We start from the raw sequence: 17,097 nt of genomic DNA on the forward strand, positions 1-17,097 counted from the left end.
ATCTCTCCGTTCTATTTCGATTTGCTTACAATCTACTAGACCTTAAGAGAATTGTCCAATTCAGTGTAGCCGATCCATTTTTGTCTCTAATAGATTAGGCGGCTACCGCTAGAGGCTAACACATATGTATACCCACCATTCAGAGCAGACAGCAAATCATCCTTAATTTTGTCACATCACTGCTTTGAAAGCCTGAACCTCGGTTCTGCAAATCCTTGTGCAATTCGGGCGTCATACGTGGCTCTCTACAACACCAAGACACGCCATTTCGCGGCGGGGCGGGCAGTGTTCTGGTATCTCCCTGCCCCCATCCTCAAAATTGTCTAGCTTCACTTTATCAGGAGCTTATAATTGGCGGTGCGTGTTGCGCTTACGGGCGGGGTTGTGCCAAAAATACGAAAAGAAACCCCAGACGAGTTGTTGATTACTCGTTTGGGGTGGGGCTACGTTTACTTTCAAATGTTCAATTTACCTACTACTAGCTTTACCATCTCTCTGACGTCCTCTTCTTTATAAAATGCCTTTGGATCAAGTTTATGATCCTCCTCGAATGGAGAAAATCTTGAAGCGATACCCGCTAGATTACGAAACATTTCACGCTCAAGTTCTGTTAACTCATCATAATCGAGATCAATGTTATAGGTATACGAGAATTCATCGCAGAATCTTGGTAATTCAATCTCGTTTTGCTGAAATAATTCAATCAACCAGTACAAGCGTTCTTTAGGGGTTCGTTCTTTCATGTTCTCCGCCTCACTCCTTATTTCTTTGGTATAGCTGGAAGAGGGCCAATGGCCTCCCTTGTATATTGGAAATGATAAACTGTATTCGTTTTAGCATCGTATAGTACTTCAATATTATATTGTTTGCCGTTTCGATACATAACATCATAATACATCGTGGCATTTGAGCCTCTAGGGTCAGGTAGTCCTTTACCATACTTAATAACAGCCTGTTGAATTTGAACGGGTACAAATCTTCCAGCCTCGTCCATATGCTGAGCAGCTTTAGCAGCAAAGTTTAATCCTTCGTCTAACTTACTAAAGCCTTTCCCCTTGTTAAATAAACTTCCAATAAAGAACGCACCTTTTACTGCGGCGGCTTCTCCTGGGTAATCCCAAATTGCTTTGCTAAAGTCAGCAATAAATGTAAGCCCTGGAGCAGACTCTCTTGCCATCTTCATTACTTGTTCATCTGGAATCATAGCATCCGAGGGTTGCATTATGTCTGACTGGGAATATCCTGCTTTGGTCATTTTTGCTCTAATGTCATTAGCATAATTTCCCCAATACCTTTTTTCTCCAACAGTTTGTGCTAGTGCCCATCTATTCTTCGCTTCGTTTATTACCCAGTTAGCGCCAATTTTTTGATCCCAATGCCCTGTCGGGTCAATATAACGTAAAGGGTTGTTTTTGACATACGTATACCGATTCAAACTCAACGGATTCTCCACTTGCCCTTTATACGTATCCTCCGAAATAAACCGCCCTATCTTCGGATCGTAATACCGCGCCCGCAAGTAGTAAAAGCCTGTCTGCTCGTCGTACATCTCACCGCTGTACTGATACGGATTGGACATCCCCTCTGTTTTGGAAAGGACATTGCCCCAGGTGTCGTAGTCGTAGCGGTTCAGCTCCTGGCCGTTTGCGTCTGAGATGGTGACGACATCCCCGTGGCTGTTGTAGTGGTAATAGCCGTTTTTGCCGGACGAAGCGTCCTGGCGGAACAGCAGTTCGTTGCCCCAGACGTTGCGCGCCTTTAGTTGGTTCGTGCCGTCCAGCTCTTCGATGACTTTGCCGCTCAGGTAGACGTACTTGGTTTGCGCACCGTTTTCGGTTTTGGTGGCGCGCAGGCCGTCTCCGAAATACGTGTACGTCGACGTCTCGCCTGTTGCTTCGTTCAAAACGCCGCGCAGGCGGTTGCGCTCGTCGAAGGTGTAGGTGAAGCTGGCTGAGTCGGTTGGCAAGGTGCCGGCGAAAGCCGAGCGGTTGCCACGGCCGTCATACGAATATTGATTCGTCGTACCGGGAACGACTTCCTTGGTCAAGCGGTCGATTTTGTCGTATGCGAACTGATGAGTGACGCCGTTGCGCTGGATGGAAACCACGTTGCCAAACGCATACCGGTTGGCCTCTTGCCAGATCGCGGCCTGGTTTTGCTCGTGCACCACGGTTTCGACTTGTCCGAAAGAATCGGTCTTGCGCTTGTTGACGCGGCCGTTCGGATAGGTCGTCTGTGTTTGCTCTCCGGTGTTGTCCACCGTGTACGCATATGCGATTTTCCCTGTCAGGTCGCTGTTGACTTCCGTGAGACGCCCAGCACGATCATAGCGATAGTCCACCTTCGTCCCGTCCGGATACGTCAGCGAATCCATGAGATCGTCGCGATCCGTGTAGCCCAATCGGTACGTGCGGCCGAACACGGTCTGGCTTTGCAAGCGTTGGAACGCATCGTAGCTGTACGTTATCTCCCGGTAGTGGCTCGCTGTCGGGAAGGTGTCTGCGCCGTTGCTGTTCGTTTCCTTTTGCACCAGCGACGTGTTCGGAACGTAGTCTTTCGTCTCCAGGTTGGTCACCGTGCCTGCCGCGTTGCGGGTCTTGATGCTCGCCAGCTCCCCGAAAGGCGTATAGCTGTAGGCATGGCGATTGCCTGCCTTGTCGGTAAACGTGTTTAGCGTCCCGTTGGGGTTGTAGGCGGACGATTCGGTGGCGCCAGACGGGACATCCTGCTCGCTCAGCTTCCAGGACAGAGCGTTGTAATGGTTTTTCGTCGTCAGCACCTGGTTTTCCTTGACCGTCACCAGGTTGCCGAGCGTGTCATACTCGTACTGGTAATGGTTTTGTTCCGGATCGCGCAAATCGGTGATCTTGCCGTCATTGGTGTAGCGATACGTCCAGGTGCGGCTTTTTCCGGTCTGGTCGGTCTCCGTTTTTTGGATGACCTGGTCAAACGTGTTGCGGACGAGCTTCGTCGTCAAGCTTTGCGTACCGTCCCCGGTTCGCCGGACTTCTTTTTCCACCTGGCCGTGGCGGTCGTGGTATTGAACGGTTTGCAAGCCGTTGGGCGCGAGCGTCAGGCGGGTGAGCGCCGGCACGTAGCTGGTTTCGTCGCGGACGGCGTTGGCCGTCAGGTACACGGTGGTGCCAACCGGGTCTTTTTGCTGCCAGACGCTGCCGTCTGCATTATAGACGTAGGTCGTCGCCCGATTGTTGTCGGCGTACGGCGCGCTGGACAACAAATGGTTGCCGTCCAGGGAATACGTGTTGTACAAAAGCGGACGGACACTGCCGTCTGTGCCAATCTGCGCTTGATACTCCACTTCCCCGTATGGCGTAAACTGCGTGACCTGCTTGCTGCCGTCCGGGAGGGTCATCGTGACTTTGCGCGCGTCATCGTCGTAGGCGTAGGTCGTTGTCCGCGTCTGCTGTTTGCTCGTCACGCTTTCCTTGGTCCGCCGGCCGAGCAGGTCGTACTCGTACAGGACGACGGTGTTGTCCGGATAGGCGCGGGCTATCAGGCGGCCGAGTCCGTCGTAGGCAAAAACGTGATGCAAAATGTCCTTCTCCCCAGGTACGACCTCGACGTCCAAGATGATGTCAGCCGGGTACAAGCCGAGCGCATCGTAGCGCGAAATGTCTTGCGTGACCGTTTTGGCATCGGGTCCGGTGCTCGTTTCCGTCATCGAGGTGAGCTGCTTTTTGTCGTTGTAGGTGTACGTGCGGTCGACCTGCACCACTTTGGTTCCGGCGCCATCCGGGTACGAGTCGACGATTTTTTCCGTCGCTACCAGGTGATTGCTCCCGTATGTGTACGTCTCGTGATGAAAATGGTTCGGGTTGTCCGCCGCCGTTTTCTTCACGCTCGATGGAACGCGCAGCCCGGACAGATTGAGGTATTGCCGCAGTGTGACGTTGCCTTTCGGATCGACTTCCTTGGTTACATCGCCGTATTCATTGTAGCGGTACTGGATGATGTGCGCGTAGCGGCCGAGCCTTGCCTGCACCTTGTCCAGTCGTCCGGACGTCGGGGCGAGCAGGAACGCGTACACGTCCGCATCCGCGGTCAAGGAAGACGGGCGGCCGAGGAAGTAGTACACATAGGCGGGTTTGGTGGCCCGGTCTTCGTACAAGTAGCTCGTGTAGCTCGCGGGCGCATACTGATACGTCTTGCCGTCTTCCGTCACGGAAAGCGCGCCCTGAATCGTGTCGGCGTCGGCTCCGTTGCCGACGTACGTTTTCACCGATTGCAGCACGAAGTTGCGGTCTTCGTTGGCGCGGTACGTCTTGTCTTCACTCGGCAGTCCTGCCTGCACCATCCGCGAGACGACGATCGAACCGTCCCGATCCAGCGACTGCTTCGCCAGGCGCCCCGATTGCGACTTCGGCGACTTCCAGATTTCTTTCGTGATGTGCGGGTAGTATTTCGTGTACGAATACCACTCCGTCGCAGGCTGGTCGGGATGCGGCGTCTTCGCAAAGCGGAAGTTGACCGCCGTGACCGGCAAATAGCTGGTGTACGTCAACGCTTCCTTGTCGTGATAAATCCGGATTACCCCCCGGTCGAGAAAGCCCGGCCCATCCGGCTGGTAGATGCTGTACGTATAGGTCATGGACAAGCCTTCCACCGGGTAGGTGACTTGTTTGAGCAGGCGGTAATCGACGGTCGCTTTTCGCGATTGGTCCAGGCTCGTGTACGCCGTCGACTCCAGGCCGCCGTCGTCAAAGGTGATGACGCCGTCCGGAGCCGGGAAGGTGTAGCCAGCATGCAGGTTGAACTCGGTCGTGCCGTACGTCCGCGGATTGAGGTAGGTGTACTCGGCGATCACTTTGCTCTCCCCACCCGTGACGCTATACTCAATAACCCGGTCCTTGTCGCTCACCGCGACTCCTTTTTCGTATTGCAAATGCTTGAGCAGCTTCGTCTTGCTGCTGTCCTGGTACACCTTGAGATCAATGTCCCAGTTGCGCTCCAGGACGACCAGACGACCGACGCTGTCGGTGATTTCGATTGGCTCGTCCCAGTCTTCGGGAATGCGGTAGCGGATCGTATCCCCGTAGACGTTCGTCTTTTTGACCAGATGGGTCACGTACAATTCTTCGTTCCGGTAGTAGCTCTCCTCGCCAAATTCATAGGTCATGCCATCCACGGAAAGGGTGACGATATGGTTGTCGCCAAACTCCCCGTAGCGTTTGCGATAGAAATGCATGCCGCCATTTGGCTGATACGGCGTGTTTACCCATTCCCCTTTGATGGACGAAGACTCCAGAATCGTTCCGTCTTCCAGCGTGAAAATGTACCGTTTGCCTTCGCTGGTCGCCCCGCACGTATATTTGGACCCATCCGCGCGGAAGCCGCACTTCGCGTCTTCCTTCGAGACTTCCTGAAAGCGGGGAAAATTGTAGCTCCAGCCCGTCGGCAACGGATTGGGGTCCCCCTGCAGCGGATACGTCTTGTTTTTGCCGGACGAAGACAAGTAAATGTTTTCGGTCATCGCATCGAGCGACGAATAGCGCCGCTCAATGGTCAGGTCCATACCGTGCTTGCCTTCCAGGTAGACGTCGACTTCCCGCACGTTGGCTGCCCGATACAGCTCGTCCACCGGATTGTCCGTGTTGGTGCGCTGGTATTTGTAGGTCAATCCTTCGGTTTCAAACATGGCGTCAGGGATGCTTGCCGTCGCGGTCGCGGCTGGCGTCAGGTTGCCTGTCGCTTTCGCCTTGCTTGACGTGGCAGTTTGGTTTTCCGCCGCCGCCTGCTTGCCTTTTTCGTACAAGGCGACGACCTGCGGCACGGACGCTTCCAGTTGCTGTTTCTCGGCAGCGGACAGCCCGTCCATTTTCTGCTGGAACGTCTCTCCCTCCCATTGGTACTTGTCGACCTGCTCGTTATGAGACAAAAGTTGATCGACTTGCGGATACACATACGCCGCAAGTTGCAGCAATTTTCTGTTGCCTGTCTGGTACAACTGCCAGACGCTTTCTGCCGGAAGCGGCGTCCAGTCCCGCTTCATCACCTCTGCTTTGCTGTAGGTCGGCTTCTCATCCGGCCGCTGTTCCTTTTTCCCCGCTTCCGCCTGCACGGCAGCCTGATAAGCGGAAAGCCATTTCTTGGTCGTGGTGCTTTCGCCCGAAGCGTAGGAAGCTTGCGGCTTCGCGGGCAGGCTCGCCTCTGCAAAAGCCATGTTCGGCAAAAGCAGCGAGCCGCTCAACACCACGGCTGCCATTTTCTTCATCCAGCGATTGTATCGCATCCTATCCCTCCTCTTTGTGCTGCTTATGGATGAATCAGCTTGCGCGTGAGATTTCCGTTGCCGTCATACGTAAACTCCGCCAAAATTTTGCCGTTTTGCTTGATCTGCACGAGCTGACCTTTGGCGTTGTAGACGTATTCCACGCCCAGGTAACGGGCCGCAAGCCGCGCATGCACCGCGCCATTGTCTGCCGCTGACAGGACGAGGTAATAATCCTCTCCCTTTTGCATAGACAGGCTCACCTTGGAAAAAGGCGGCTGATCGCCGTCGTCATTGGCCGCCAAAAGCCGCGTGCCTGCGTAATCTTCATAGACGGCAAGCTGCGTATTGCTCGCTCCCTCCGCAGGATTGCCGCCGTAAAAACTCGTAAAAATTTCGAAGCTGCCCGAAGACGGCGGCGTAAACTTCACGATTTTTTTGCCCCCTGGCCCCAGATGGACATCTTGCGGCGCGTTTATGAAAAAGCTTTCTGTGTCGGCAAATTCGATGGCAAAAGGACCCGCGATCACATCTGCATCCATCCCGGCCACCTTCGCTTTGGGAATCGTCACGAACAAATTGTCTGCGCTGTGCTTTTGCTCATGAGCGAGCGCTTTTCCCGCGAATTGAATCGTGAGCCGGGAATCGCTCTCCCTTGTTACCAGTGGCGTCAGTCCGGGCGGCACGTTGCTGACGGATACTGCGCTTGCCGCATCCGCTGCAAGCATTCCGTTCGTAATCGTGATCGCCTGCTGCTCCGTGACGCTTCCATCGTTGGCGGCGGATTCATGCAGGACAGGCGAGGCAACTGCTGCCTGTGTATCCAGCGCTGCAGTCAGTCTGGCGTGAACGCCTTTTGTCTTGTCATAGGAGGCGACGTAGGCATAATAAGTCACCCCTGCCTCAAGCGAAACGTCGATGGCGGAAAAAAGCGAACCTGGCGTCGCTTCGTCGTTGAATGTCACGATCTGCTTCAGTTGCTCGTCGCGAGACAGGAACAGGTAGGTGTCAAACAGCGGCCCAAACCCGCCGTACGGACTGGTGTAAATCCGGTACTGGCCTGTGATCGGAGCCGTGAAGCGATACGTGGGGATCTCCCCGGCAGGCAGGCTGATATCGACGGGCTGATTGAGTCCGAGTACGGCCGTCACTTCGCTGAGAGCGAGCGTGTATTCCGAAGTTTCGCTGTAGTGGCGATCCATGCTGAATACGGAAAAATAATACGTCTTGTTCGGCTGAACCTGGAACGTGATGATCTCGTCTTGTCCCAATGTCGACTTCATGCTCGTGCCAAGCACCTTGTTCGGGGCCTCGACGACAATCAGGTCGTAGTTCACGTCGTCAGGGACGTACAAGGTGACCGTGGCTTGTCCGGCCTGCGCTCCCGAATCGTAGCGATATCCGTCGATGTCCTCTTTCCAGGTGAGCTTGGAGTTGTACAGATTGCCTCTCGTGATCGGGTAAGCGGTATCGATATCGTCATTCGGCTCGAACGGATCCAGGACGGCGCTCGTTGCGCGCAGACTCGTCTGCTTCGCGCTACTTTTGCCCGTTCGGGCGGCGGACAGTTCTGGCAGAAGTTGCTCCCAGTAAGCGTCCGCCTTTTCGTTGTACGTGCGCAGCAAATCGGCAAGCGGCGCTTTTTGGGCCAACAACTGCTGCTCTACTGCCGCTTGCTGAACAGCCCGCTCCGCCTCACTCGATGCTGCCTCGATGTGGTGCAGCTCCTTGGCCTGCCGCAACAGCGCGGACGCTTCCTCGCCAATTTGCTTTGCGAGCGACACATTATTTTTACGCGACGCGACCTCCTGGAAAAAGGCAAACGTCTGCGAAAGCTTCAACAGCTCCTGATCCATTTCATAGATGGCAGCGAGCGGATCTTCTCCTGCTGTAGCCGTTCGTCCAGGAAAACAAGCAACAGCGAATACAGCCAAAAGCAGCAGGAAAACAACCGGTTTTCCTCTCATGTATTCTCCCCTCTTCCTTTTTTGCTTCCTGTCTGGTCTTCATCCATGGTCTGCTCTCGCAGCAAATCCGGATCGCTTCTGAAACAGACCATCGGCGTCAGGCACTTGTCCCTCCAAAATGTCCCCCTCCTTTCCCACAAAACAGAACACACGTTCTTGTTTTGTTTATACAAGCATCTTAATGTACAACATTCTTGTATGTCAAATGAAAAAATATAAAAATCACATACAACCTTTCCTTCTCGCTTTTACTCTAGTACAATATAGTTGTACATATGCAAGGGAAGGACTGGCGCGCTCATGCTATCTCAGCGCTTACGCACAGCTCGCAAGGCAAAAGGTCTGACCCAGGAAGAGCTGGCAGAACGTGTCCGCACGACCAAGGGAACGATCAGCAACTACGAAAACAATCACAGCACCCCTCCCAATGACATGCTGATGCAGCTGGCAGACATTTTGGAGGTCACGACCGATTGGCTGCTGGGACGGACCGACGATGGGGCAGCCTATGTCGCTACCGCATCTGCGCAGGCTGGTCAGCGCTCGCTGGACGAGCTGTTGCAGGAGAAAATCGACGATCCGGATGACTACTATTTTTTGGATGGCTATCTGGAGGCATCCGAGGAGGAAAAGAAAGAAATCCGCCGCTACTGGTACGACTTGAAAAAGCAGTGGAAAACGCGCCAGGTGCGCGAGACACGTCCTCCTTCCTTGTTTGACATCACGGAAGAGCTGAAAAAAAAATAACCCCTGGGCGGGGGTTTTCTTTTCGAAATCAAACAGAACGTATGTTCCAGTCGTTTCAGGAGGTCCTTGATGCACTTCTCTTTTTTGCAAGAAATCGGCAAACCGCAAACATGGCTGGAGAGCCGCGTATACCTGTTGCTTCGCCATCACGGCATGGAGCGGCCGGAGCACATCAACCTACAGCAGCTTTGCGAGACGTACGGCATCGAAATCCATTTCATCCAGGGCCGAAGCCGCGCCCACGCCCATCCCACCCTGCCGAACCGCTACATCATCGCGGTAGACGAGCGGCTGGACCCCGCGACGCAGCGGGTCAAAATCGCCCATGAGCTGGGGCACCTGCTGCTGCACGAAGGGGTGCAGCCCCAATGCAGCGAATGGATGATCGACTGGCAGGAATCACAGGCGAACCACTTCGCCGAGCACCTGCTGCTGCCGCTCTACATGATGGGCTCCGTGCTGGCGGATTGCTCGCGCTACCAGGCACCCGTGCTGTTGGCCACCCGCTTCCAGGTGCCGCTCGCGCTTGCCCGCGCTCGCTTCGACCGGATTCTCAGCCGTCTGTACGCCAAAGGGTTTCCCGTCTACGATTAGTAGTAAGGAGGCGATGTTCGTGAAACGTATTTTCATAGCCGGAGACGCATACAGCCGCCATTTTTTCGAACTGCCCCTCGACCACGACGAAGAGCTGTCGCTACGGTCGTCGCTTGCGGTGGCGAGCTACCATGTGGCGCGCTTCGCCCTCATCATGCGCGATGACGGTTTGCGCGGCCTTGGCATTTTGCCGGGAGATGCCCTGCTCATTTCCGATTTTTCCGCGGAACCAATCCGCAACAGGCCCGTTCTGGTCCGGCAGGAAGGACAGTTTCTCGTCCGGATTGCGGCGGAGGTCAATCCCGTAGAGTGTCTGTTTACGACTACTCGCCCAGAAGACGAGCCGCTCCTGCTGCCTTCCGAAAACATCCGGATTACCGGCGTTGTATCCGGCATCGTCTCGCTAACGGAGAAGGACGTCGGTCAGTAGCCAGTCCTTGATCGCCGCCACCGTCTGCTGCCACTGCTCCTGGGGAGTAATGGCGGCAGACTGGTCTTTCTCCTGCGGGCCGTAGCTTCCGAACTGCGCGTGATTGCCCCCCTCGATGGACATGTATACCGTGCGCTCCGGCAAAAATTGCTTGTTCTGTTCGTAGGTTTCCCGATTGATGACCCCATCCCGCGAACCGACCAGCGACAGCACAGGGATATCCGCTTCCCTCAAATCTCCACGCTTGTCCGGATACGCCCCCAGCAAAAAGACGCCGGCAATCCGCTCAGGCTGGCTGGCCGCGTACCTGGCTGCCATCGTGCCGCCGAGAGAGTGCCCGCCAATGACAAACGACTGCTGCGGATACGCTTGCAGCACGTGATTGGCCCGCATGACGTCGCTGATCGCCAAATTCAGCGGCATCCGCGCAAGGAACACCCGATAGCCGGAACCAGCCAGGGCCCGTGCGAGCGGCGCATAGCACTCGGGCTTGACCAGAGCGCCTGGATACAAAATGATGCCGGGTTCACGCGTCTCCCCTCCTTCAAAGGCGATCCAGTCCCCCGTGTCGATGACCGTGATCCCCTCGCCTCCCTGCATCGCGTCTTTTGCAGCCTGATCGGGTTGATAGGGCCGCAAATGCCAGAGCGCTGCACAGGCTCCGACGAGCAACAGCAACACCAGCACCTTCGACCATGGGTTCCGATTCATCCCGCCACCTCGTTTCCGTTCCCTTCTTGCTTGCTTTCTTAGTATGTCTCCATCCTGTCCTCCCTGTGCATGCTTTCTCCATTCCCGCCAAAAAAGGGCGCGTGTGCCAAAACGCGCGGACAGCTCCGTCGTCCCTTCTTTTCTCCCTTTACTTTTTCTCCTTTTGCCGCTCGCGAAAACGGCGCACTTTCATCAGATTGCCGCACATTTTGTCGTCGCACCAGCGGCGTACCCGGTTGCGGCTTTCATCGTAAAATACCCACCGGCAATCCTCGTTGTCGCAAATTTTGATGCGCTGCACATGCGCAGGAAGCAGCAGCGTGGCAAAGGAAGCCGCAATGCGGGCCATCACCAGCTCCCAGCCGCCAGAAGTGCTGACCAGCTCCTGCCCATAGCCGTTTTCCTGGTCCAAAGAGATGACCCGCACGTAAAAAGGCGCCTTCGCCAGCGTCTGATTCAGTTCCTCCAACTCCTCCTGACGCAAAGCCTCTCCGCGCACGACCCGCTCCAGCAACCCGCGCAAATATTGGCGCAAACGCACCAGAGCAGCAGCGCTCGCTTCCTCAATCGGCAGCGGGGCTTGCAAATCGTATTCGTGCAACAGCTGCTCCAGCCATTCCTGCTTCTCCAGACGATTTTCCCTGCGGCCAGACCCGCGCCAATCGCGCCAATCACTGTTTAAAAAATCGATGCACAGCCAGTTCACTCCGCTATTTCCCCCATGCTTTTTCGTTTGTTTTGCTTCTTGTATCAAAACCGTGCGTATGATACCCTTTTTGTAACGACCATAATCAGTTTAGATGGTTACGAATTGCTTCTTAGTGCCATTATACCGTTTCACCAATCTGTTTCACAGACGAGGAGGAAACCCATGAATCGGATGGAACTGCTTGTTCATGAATGGGAATGCACGTACGACAAGGAAGACTGGTATCCGCCGCTTAAAGATGCCCTGTCCGGCGTAACGGCTGCGCAAGCAAGCTGGCGGCCGGAAGGCGAAGCAGCCAACACGATTTGGGAAAATGTCAGCCACCTGCTTTACTTCAAGGAGCGCTTGCTGCATCGCCTGTCCGGCACGGATTTTTCCGGTACCGCCGAGACGAACGACGACACGTTCCGGCCTTCGGGAACGCCCGATGACGAAGCAGCCTGGCAGGCCACCGTGCAGCGGATGGAAACCGTCCATCGCCAGATTCATGAACGTCTCGTCGCTCTGTCAGACGAGGCGTTCGACCAGCCGCTTCCGAACATCCCGACCGGACAAAGCGTGATGAGCATCATCCTGCACGACGCTTTTCATACGGGGCAAATCGTGCAAATCCGCAAGTTGCAAGGCTCCTGGCCCGCCCGCCGCTCCTTTTTATAGCCAAAACTGCTCCCCTAGCAATATCTTGAAACCAAACTTTTTTCATTGCGAAATCGCCATCAATCATATATAGTTGATAAATAAATCAACTTCATACATGTTATCCTCATCATTCACGGTGAGGATAGAGGTCGCGGCTTTTATGTCATCCTGTACGAGATTCAGAGAAAATCAATGACTCCAGGAAAGGGAAAAGCCGCCGAAGCTCATGACGTATCTCTGTGCGCATGGGCTGGGGCTGTACCCGAAAGGGACAGAACTGTCACGTTTGCTTGCCGGGCAAACGTGGTGTGCTATCTTCAGTGAAGGCTTGGTGGGGATTGGATCATACCGCCCTGTGCTGTTTTTTGGCTATTGGCGGTTTTTTCGTTTCCGACCGACCTTCTCAAATTTTTAGAAAGGTCGTGCAAGTATCGTATGTCACAGAATCAACTGCAACGTGGTTTGAAAGCCCGCCATCTGACGATGATCGCCATTGGCGGCTCAATCGGAACGGGTCTGTTCCTGGCGAGCGGAGGCTCGATTCACGAGGCCGGACCGGGCGGAGCCCTGGTTGCCTACATCGCTATCAGTATCATGGTTTACTTTTTGATGACCAGCTTGGGGGAAATGGCAGCCTTCATGCCGGTATCCGGCTCGTTTTCTACGTACGCCACCAAATTCGTCGATCCGTCCCTCGGCTTTGCGCTGGGCTGGAATTACTGGTACAACTGGGCGATTACGATTGCCGTCGAGCTATCCGCCGCGGCACTGATTATGAAATACTGGTTCCCGGATACTCCCGCCATTTTGTGGAGTGCCCTGTTCCTCTGCCTGATGGTTGCTCTGAATTTGTTGTCTGTCAAAAGCTACGGCGAATCCGAATACTGGTTTGCCCTAATTAAAGTCATAACGGTCATCGTCTTTATCGTGATCGGTGTCCTGATGATTTTCGGCATCATGGGCGGCGAAGCAGTCGGCTTCCAAAACTTTACCAAAGGCGACGCGCCATTCAACGGCGGATTCATGGCCCTTCTCGGTGTGTTCATGATTGCCGGGTTCTCGTTCCAGGGAACCGAGCTGGTCGGTGTAGCGGCCGGGGAGAGCGAAGACCCTGCCCGCAACATCCCGAAAGCGATCCGCCAGATTTTTTGGCGCATCTTGCTCTTCTATATTTTCGCCATCCTGATTATCGGGCTGCTCGTACCGTACGACAATCCGAATCTGATCAGCGGAGATATTACGGATATTGCCATCAGTCCGTTTACGATCGTGTTTGAAAAAGCAGGCTTTGCCTTTGCCGCCTCCGTGATGAACGCAGTGATCCTCACGTCCGTTCTGTCGGCGGGGAACTCGGGCATGTACGCATCCACCCGTATGCTGTGGACGCTGGCGAAGGAAGGCAAAGCGCCCAAATGGTTTGCCAAAGTGACACGCAATGGCGTTCCGGTCAACGCCCTCATCATGACAGCGGCCATCGGTGCCCTGGCGTTTTTGTCCTCGTTGTTTGGCGATGGCGAAGTGTACGTGTGGCTGTTGAATGCTTCCGGCATGTCCGGGTTCATCGCCTGGCTTGGAATCGCCGTCAGCCATTACCGCTTCCGCAAAGCTTATCTGGCGCAAGGACGCGATCTGCGCGATTTGCCGTACCGGGCGAAGCTGTTCCCGTTTGGTCCGATCTTCGCCTTCATCATTTGCTGCATCGTCATTATCGGCCAGAACTACTCCGCGTTCATTGGCGGAGAAATCGACTGGAACGGCGTGTTCGTCTCCTACATCGGCCTGCCGCTGTTTTTGATCGTCTGGCTCGTGTACAAATATACGAAAAAAAGCAAGCTGGTGCCGCTGAACAAAGTCGATCTCAGCATGGACGAATAAGAAAAAGCGTCGCCACAGCCCAACAGATTCCCTCCCTCGCAGGGAATCTGTTTTTGTTTACGAAAAATTTATTTCCTCTTCCGTTTCATATTGACGAATATATGTGGGAACTATATAATGTTCATGAAATTCGATAATGATAATCGTTATCATTACAATTTCTTACATTTTATAGGAGGTAATACCATGAAATCCAGATTGTCCAAACACCTTTCTACTACCACCCTGGTCGCCGCTCTCTTGGCAGGCAATGTCCATCTGGCTCTGGCCGCTGAGCCTCTCGCAGCAGCGGAACAGACGCAAATTACTTCCTTGTCTCTTGCGCATGCCGTCGAAAAAGCGCTGAAAAACAACGTGGATCTGGAACTGCTGCAACTCACCTACGACAACACTCGCTATGAAACACTCATGACGCTGCGGGATAAAGCACTGATCAAGAAAGAGGACATCAATACGCTGGACGAAGCCAAAAGCAAATACGAAGACACCGCCAGCGCGCAAAAAAATCTGCTGATGGACGAAGCCTCGTATACCGATTTGAAAAACAGCTTGCAACTGCAAGTACAAAAAGCTTACTTTGAAGCTCAATCTCTCGCGGAAAAAATCAAGCTGCAAAAGAACAGCATGCAGCGCCAAACCTGGTCCTCCAACCGCGATGCCAAAGAAAACCTGGCTGAATTGGAGAACAGCTACAAACAGGCATTGGCCAAGCTCAATGAGCTGCTGAACGAAAAAGCGGACAAGCAATGGCTGCTGGAAACCAGCAAACTCGCCTCTGCCCCACTGGCTACACTGGAAGAAACCAAAGCTCTCGCCTTCCAAAAACGTCCGGACATGGTAAAAGCGGAAGCAGAAAGAGCCTTTGCCCAAGTAAAAGTGGACTATATCTCCGAGTACTCCGCGATCAGTACATATAAAGGAAGAATCGCACTGAACGACTTGCGCAAAGCGGAAATCTTGAAGCAACAGCTCCAGAAAAAAGTGGAGCAAGAAGTGAGCGCCAACTACGAAAATGCCGTCGCCGCGAAAAAAGCGCTGGATGAAAGCAATGCAGCCAAAGAGGAAGCATGGAAAGACTATCAAGCCGCCTTATTCGATTACGCGAACAAAAAAGTATCCTTGCATGACCTGATCGAAAAAGAAGCCGAATTGTTTGATTCCGAAATCAAAGCAGCCGATTCCCTCTATCAATACAACATCGCTGTCAGCACCTTGAATCAATCTGTCGGTTTCTAATATTTCGCGATACGAAATATCTGATCTCATTTTTCCTTTCGATTCCGATTCGCTCCGCTAGCTTCGCCAGCACTTAATCAAGGCCCCGCGCCTTCTTAAATATAGAGCAAGAACAAAAAAAGCAGACGTCGTCCCCCTGGGGACCGTCCGCTTTTTTTGTTGGTTACGACAATCGTCCCATCAAGCGCTCCATCCGCTCCAGCGCCTTTTTCAGCTGCTCCATGGATGTCGCATACGAGCAGCGAATATGTCCTTGCCCGCTCTCGCCGAACACATCTCCTGGCACCACTGCCACTTTTTCTTCCATCAGCAGCTTTTCCGCAAACGCAGCCGAGCTCAGTCCTGTGGCAGCCACAGAAGGGAAGGCGTAGAAGGCTCCATCCGGCTCGTGGCACGTCAGTCCGATCTGGCGGAAGCCGTCGACCACGTAGTTGCGGCGCTGACGGTAGCTCTCGACCATCCGTTCCATATCGTCGCGGCCATGGCGCAAAGCTTCGAGGGCAGCCATCTGGGCCATCGTCGGCGCACACAGCATCGTGTACTGATGAATTTTCAACATGCCCGCCAAGAGGTCAGGCATTGCACACACATACCCGAGGCGCCAGCCCGTCATGGCAAACGCCTTGGAGAAGCCGGAAATCAGAATCGTCCGCTCCTTCATGCCCGGCAGAGCTGCGATGCTGTCGTGCATGCGCCCGTAAGTCAGCTCGGCGTAAATCTCGTCGGAGATCACCAAGAGGTCGTGCTTTTCGATGATCGGCAACAGCGTTTTCCATTCGTCTGCCGTCATCGTGCCTCCTGTCGGGTTGTTCGGATAACAGAAGATAATCGCTTTCGTGCGCGCGGAGATATTGGACTCCAGCTCCTGTGCCGTCAGCTTGAACTGATTTTCCATCGTCGTTTTCAAAAACTTCGGCACGCCGCCTGCCAGGCGAATCACCGGCTCGTAGGAGACGTAGCACGGCTCTACCACCAGCACCTCGTCGCCCGGATCGAGGATGGCCCGCAGCGCGATGTCAATCGCTTCGCTGGCCCCGACGGTCACGAGAATCTCTGTCTCGGGATGATAGCTGACCGAAAAGCGCTCCTCCAAATAGTTGTGAATCTCCACGCGCAGCGGCAGCATCCCTGCGTTGGAGGTGTACGCGGTGTGTCCGCGCTCCAGGGAGGAAATCGAAGCCTCGCGCATGCGCCAGGGCGTCACGAAATCCGGCTCCCCTACCCCCAGGGAAATGACCCCTTCCATCGACGCCGCCAGGTCGAAAAAGCGGCGGATGCCCGATGGCTTCAAGGATGCGACTGTAGAAGACAAACGATTTTTTTTGACTGTCAGTTGTGTACTCACGGCGTAACCACCATCCTGCGATCTTCGTCACGATCTTCCAGCTCAATGCCGTCGTGCTTGTAGCGTTTCAAAATAAAGTGCGTGGCTGTCGAGACAACAGAGTCGAGCGTCGCCAGCTTTTGCGAGACGAAGGTCGCGACCTCCTTCATCGTCTTTCCTTCCAGAATGATCGACAAATCATAGCTGGCACCGGACATCAGGTAGACGGCCTTCACTTCCGGGAAGCGGCATATGCGCTGGGCCACCTCGTCAAAGCCGACGTCGCGCTTGGGCGTCACCTTGACGTCGATCATGGCGTTGACGTACGGATGATCCTCCACGCGCTCCCAGTTGACCAGCGCCGGATATTTCACGATCACCTTCTCGGCTTCCAGCTCCGCAATCGCTTGCTCGATTGCCTCTGTCGGCTCCGCCAGCATTTTGCCGATCTGCTCGGCACTCATACGGCTGTCCTCTTCCAATAGGTGCAACAGCTCTCTTTGCTTCAAGCGATCCATTTCCCTACCACTCCTGTTCGTTTTCGTATGGGCAAAAATCAAAAAGCCCCAGCAACCCTACTCATGAAATCATGAATCGGATTGCTGAGGCGAAGGTATCGCGGTACCACTCAGCTTT

13 protein-coding genes, 1 riboswitch and 1 other annotated feature (1 of these 15 only partly in view) are annotated in these 17,097 nt (G+C 54.3%); of the genes, 6 read left to right on the forward strand and 7 right to left on the reverse strand.

The window, feature by feature from the left end; genetic code table 11:
- Nucleotides 1-455: 455 nt before the first annotated feature.
- The 3 genes from ACTHO6_RS19795 to ACTHO6_RS19805 are packed head-to-tail and all read right to left on the reverse strand — an operon-like array spanning nt 456 to nt 8,196.
- Nucleotides 456-743 (reverse strand): magnesium and cobalt transport protein CorA, encoded by a 288-nt coding sequence (locus ACTHO6_RS19795; RefSeq protein ID WP_290426746.1) that lies wholly within the window; start codon nt 741-743, stop codon nt 456-458.
- A gap of 17 nt (nt 744-760) precedes the next feature.
- Nucleotides 761-6,250, reverse strand: coding sequence for an RHS repeat domain-containing protein (locus ACTHO6_RS19800; protein ID WP_440243360.1), 5,490 nt, complete (start codon nt 6,248-6,250; stop codon nt 761-763).
- Nucleotides 6,251-6,273: 23 nt separating this feature from the next.
- Nucleotides 6,274-8,196: a hypothetical protein gene (locus ACTHO6_RS19805; protein ID WP_440243361.1), complete on the reverse strand. Its 1,923-nt coding sequence runs from the start codon at nt 8,194-8,196 to the stop codon at nt 6,274-6,276.
- 300 nt (nt 8,197-8,496) lie between these two features.
- Here ACTHO6_RS19805 and ACTHO6_RS19810 point away from each other — a divergent pair, with 300 nt between their 5' ends.
- From ACTHO6_RS19810 to ACTHO6_RS19820, 3 genes are all read left to right on the forward strand, one after another.
- Nucleotides 8,497-8,943, forward strand: coding sequence for a helix-turn-helix domain-containing protein (locus ACTHO6_RS19810; protein WP_007781582.1), 447 nt, complete (start codon nt 8,497-8,499; stop codon nt 8,941-8,943).
- A gap of 69 nt (nt 8,944-9,012) precedes the next feature.
- Nucleotides 9,013-9,537: an ImmA/IrrE family metallo-endopeptidase gene (locus tag ACTHO6_RS19815; protein ID WP_440243362.1), complete on the forward strand. Its 525-nt coding sequence runs from the start codon at nt 9,013-9,015 to the stop codon at nt 9,535-9,537.
- 19 nt (nt 9,538-9,556) lie between these two features.
- Nucleotides 9,557-9,967, forward strand: coding sequence for a hypothetical protein (locus tag ACTHO6_RS19820; protein WP_440243363.1), 411 nt, complete (start codon nt 9,557-9,559; stop codon nt 9,965-9,967).
- Here the strand turns inward: ACTHO6_RS19820 and ACTHO6_RS19825 are convergent.
- Both ACTHO6_RS19825 and ACTHO6_RS19830 read right to left on the reverse strand, forming a co-directional pair.
- Entirely contained in the window at nt 9,941-10,678 is a 738-nt protein-coding gene (locus ACTHO6_RS19825; protein WP_440243364.1) for an alpha/beta fold hydrolase, read from the reverse strand. The two genes, ACTHO6_RS19820 and ACTHO6_RS19825, sit on opposite strands and share 27 nt — an antisense overlap.
- A gap of 148 nt (nt 10,679-10,826) precedes the next feature.
- Nucleotides 10,827-11,384 (reverse strand): CGNR zinc finger domain-containing protein, encoded by a 558-nt coding sequence (locus tag ACTHO6_RS19830; RefSeq protein ID WP_440243365.1) that lies wholly within the window; start codon nt 11,382-11,384, stop codon nt 10,827-10,829.
- A gap of 165 nt (nt 11,385-11,549) precedes the next feature.
- Between ACTHO6_RS19830 and ACTHO6_RS19835 the strand changes: the two genes are divergently transcribed.
- The 3 genes from ACTHO6_RS19835 to ACTHO6_RS19845 all read left to right on the forward strand — a co-directional run bounded on the left by ACTHO6_RS19835 (nt 11,550) and on the right by ACTHO6_RS19845 (nt 15,137).
- A complete protein-coding gene (locus tag ACTHO6_RS19835) occupies nt 11,550-12,044 on the forward strand; it encodes a DinB family protein (protein WP_440243366.1) in 495 nt (164 codons plus the stop codon).
- A 117-nt stretch (nt 12,045-12,161) separates the two neighbouring features.
- Nucleotides 12,162-12,348: riboswitch (Lysine riboswitch) on the forward strand.
- A gap of 113 nt (nt 12,349-12,461) precedes the next feature.
- On the forward strand, nt 12,462-13,901 hold the full coding sequence (locus ACTHO6_RS19840) for an amino acid permease (RefSeq protein ID WP_440243367.1): 1,440 nt from the start codon (nt 12,462-12,464) through the stop codon (nt 13,899-13,901).
- Nucleotides 13,902-14,087: 186 nt separating this feature from the next.
- Entirely contained in the window at nt 14,088-15,137 is a 1,050-nt protein-coding gene (locus tag ACTHO6_RS19845) for a TolC family protein (protein WP_440243369.1), read from the forward strand.
- Nucleotides 15,138-15,300: 163 nt separating this feature from the next.
- Here the strand turns inward: ACTHO6_RS19845 and ACTHO6_RS19850 are convergent, their stop codons facing one another.
- Nucleotides 15,301-16,482 (reverse strand): aminotransferase, encoded by a 1,182-nt coding sequence (locus ACTHO6_RS19850; RefSeq protein ID WP_440243370.1) that lies wholly within the window; start codon nt 16,480-16,482, stop codon nt 15,301-15,303.
- The gene (locus tag ACTHO6_RS19855; protein ID WP_005836183.1) at nt 16,479-16,979 is read right to left on the reverse strand and encodes an Lrp/AsnC family transcriptional regulator; all 501 of its coding nucleotides are present in this window, start codon (nt 16,977-16,979) and stop codon (nt 16,479-16,481) included. Before ACTHO6_RS19855 ends, ACTHO6_RS19850 begins: the two co-directional genes overlap by 4 nt.
- A gap of 82 nt (nt 16,980-17,061) precedes the next feature.
- Nucleotides 17,062-17,097, reverse strand: a binding site (T-box leader); it runs 209 nt beyond the window's last position.

Source organism: Brevibacillus sp. SAFN-007a (assembly GCF_051967035.1).
GTDB lineage: Bacteria > Bacillota > Bacilli > Brevibacillales > Brevibacillaceae > Brevibacillus.

What these genes read in the sequence shown, in the direction of transcription:
- ACTHO6_RS19835 (WP_440243366.1), top strand. Translation starts at nt 11,550, where the DNA reads ATGAATCGGATGGAACTGCTTGTTCATGAATGGGAATGCACGTACGAC.
- ACTHO6_RS19840 (WP_440243367.1), top strand. Translation starts at nt 12,462, where the DNA reads ATGTCACAGAATCAACTGCAACGTGGTTTGAAAGCCCGCCATCTGACG.
- ACTHO6_RS19815 (WP_440243362.1), top strand. Translation starts at nt 9,013, where the DNA reads ATGCACTTCTCTTTTTTGCAAGAAATCGGCAAACCGCAAACATGGCTG.
- ACTHO6_RS19795 (WP_290426746.1), bottom strand. Translation starts at nt 743, where the DNA reads ATGAAAGAACGAACCCCTAAAGAACGCTTGTACTGGTTGATTGAATTA.
- ACTHO6_RS19855 (WP_005836183.1), bottom strand. Translation starts at nt 16,979, where the DNA reads ATGGATCGCTTGAAGCAAAGAGAGCTGTTGCACCTATTGGAAGAGGAC.
- ACTHO6_RS19800 (WP_440243360.1), bottom strand. Translation starts at nt 6,250, where the DNA reads ATGCGATACAATCGCTGGATGAAGAAAATGGCAGCCGTGGTGTTGAGC.
- ACTHO6_RS19845 (WP_440243369.1), top strand. Translation starts at nt 14,088, where the DNA reads ATGAAATCCAGATTGTCCAAACACCTTTCTACTACCACCCTGGTCGCC.
- ACTHO6_RS19825 (WP_440243364.1), bottom strand. Translation starts at nt 10,678, where the DNA reads ATGAATCGGAACCCATGGTCGAAGGTGCTGGTGTTGCTGTTGCTCGTC.
- ACTHO6_RS19805 (WP_440243361.1), bottom strand. Translation starts at nt 8,196, where the DNA reads ATGAGAGGAAAACCGGTTGTTTTCCTGCTGCTTTTGGCTGTATTCGCT.
- ACTHO6_RS19810 (WP_007781582.1), top strand. Translation starts at nt 8,497, where the DNA reads ATGCTATCTCAGCGCTTACGCACAGCTCGCAAGGCAAAAGGTCTGACC.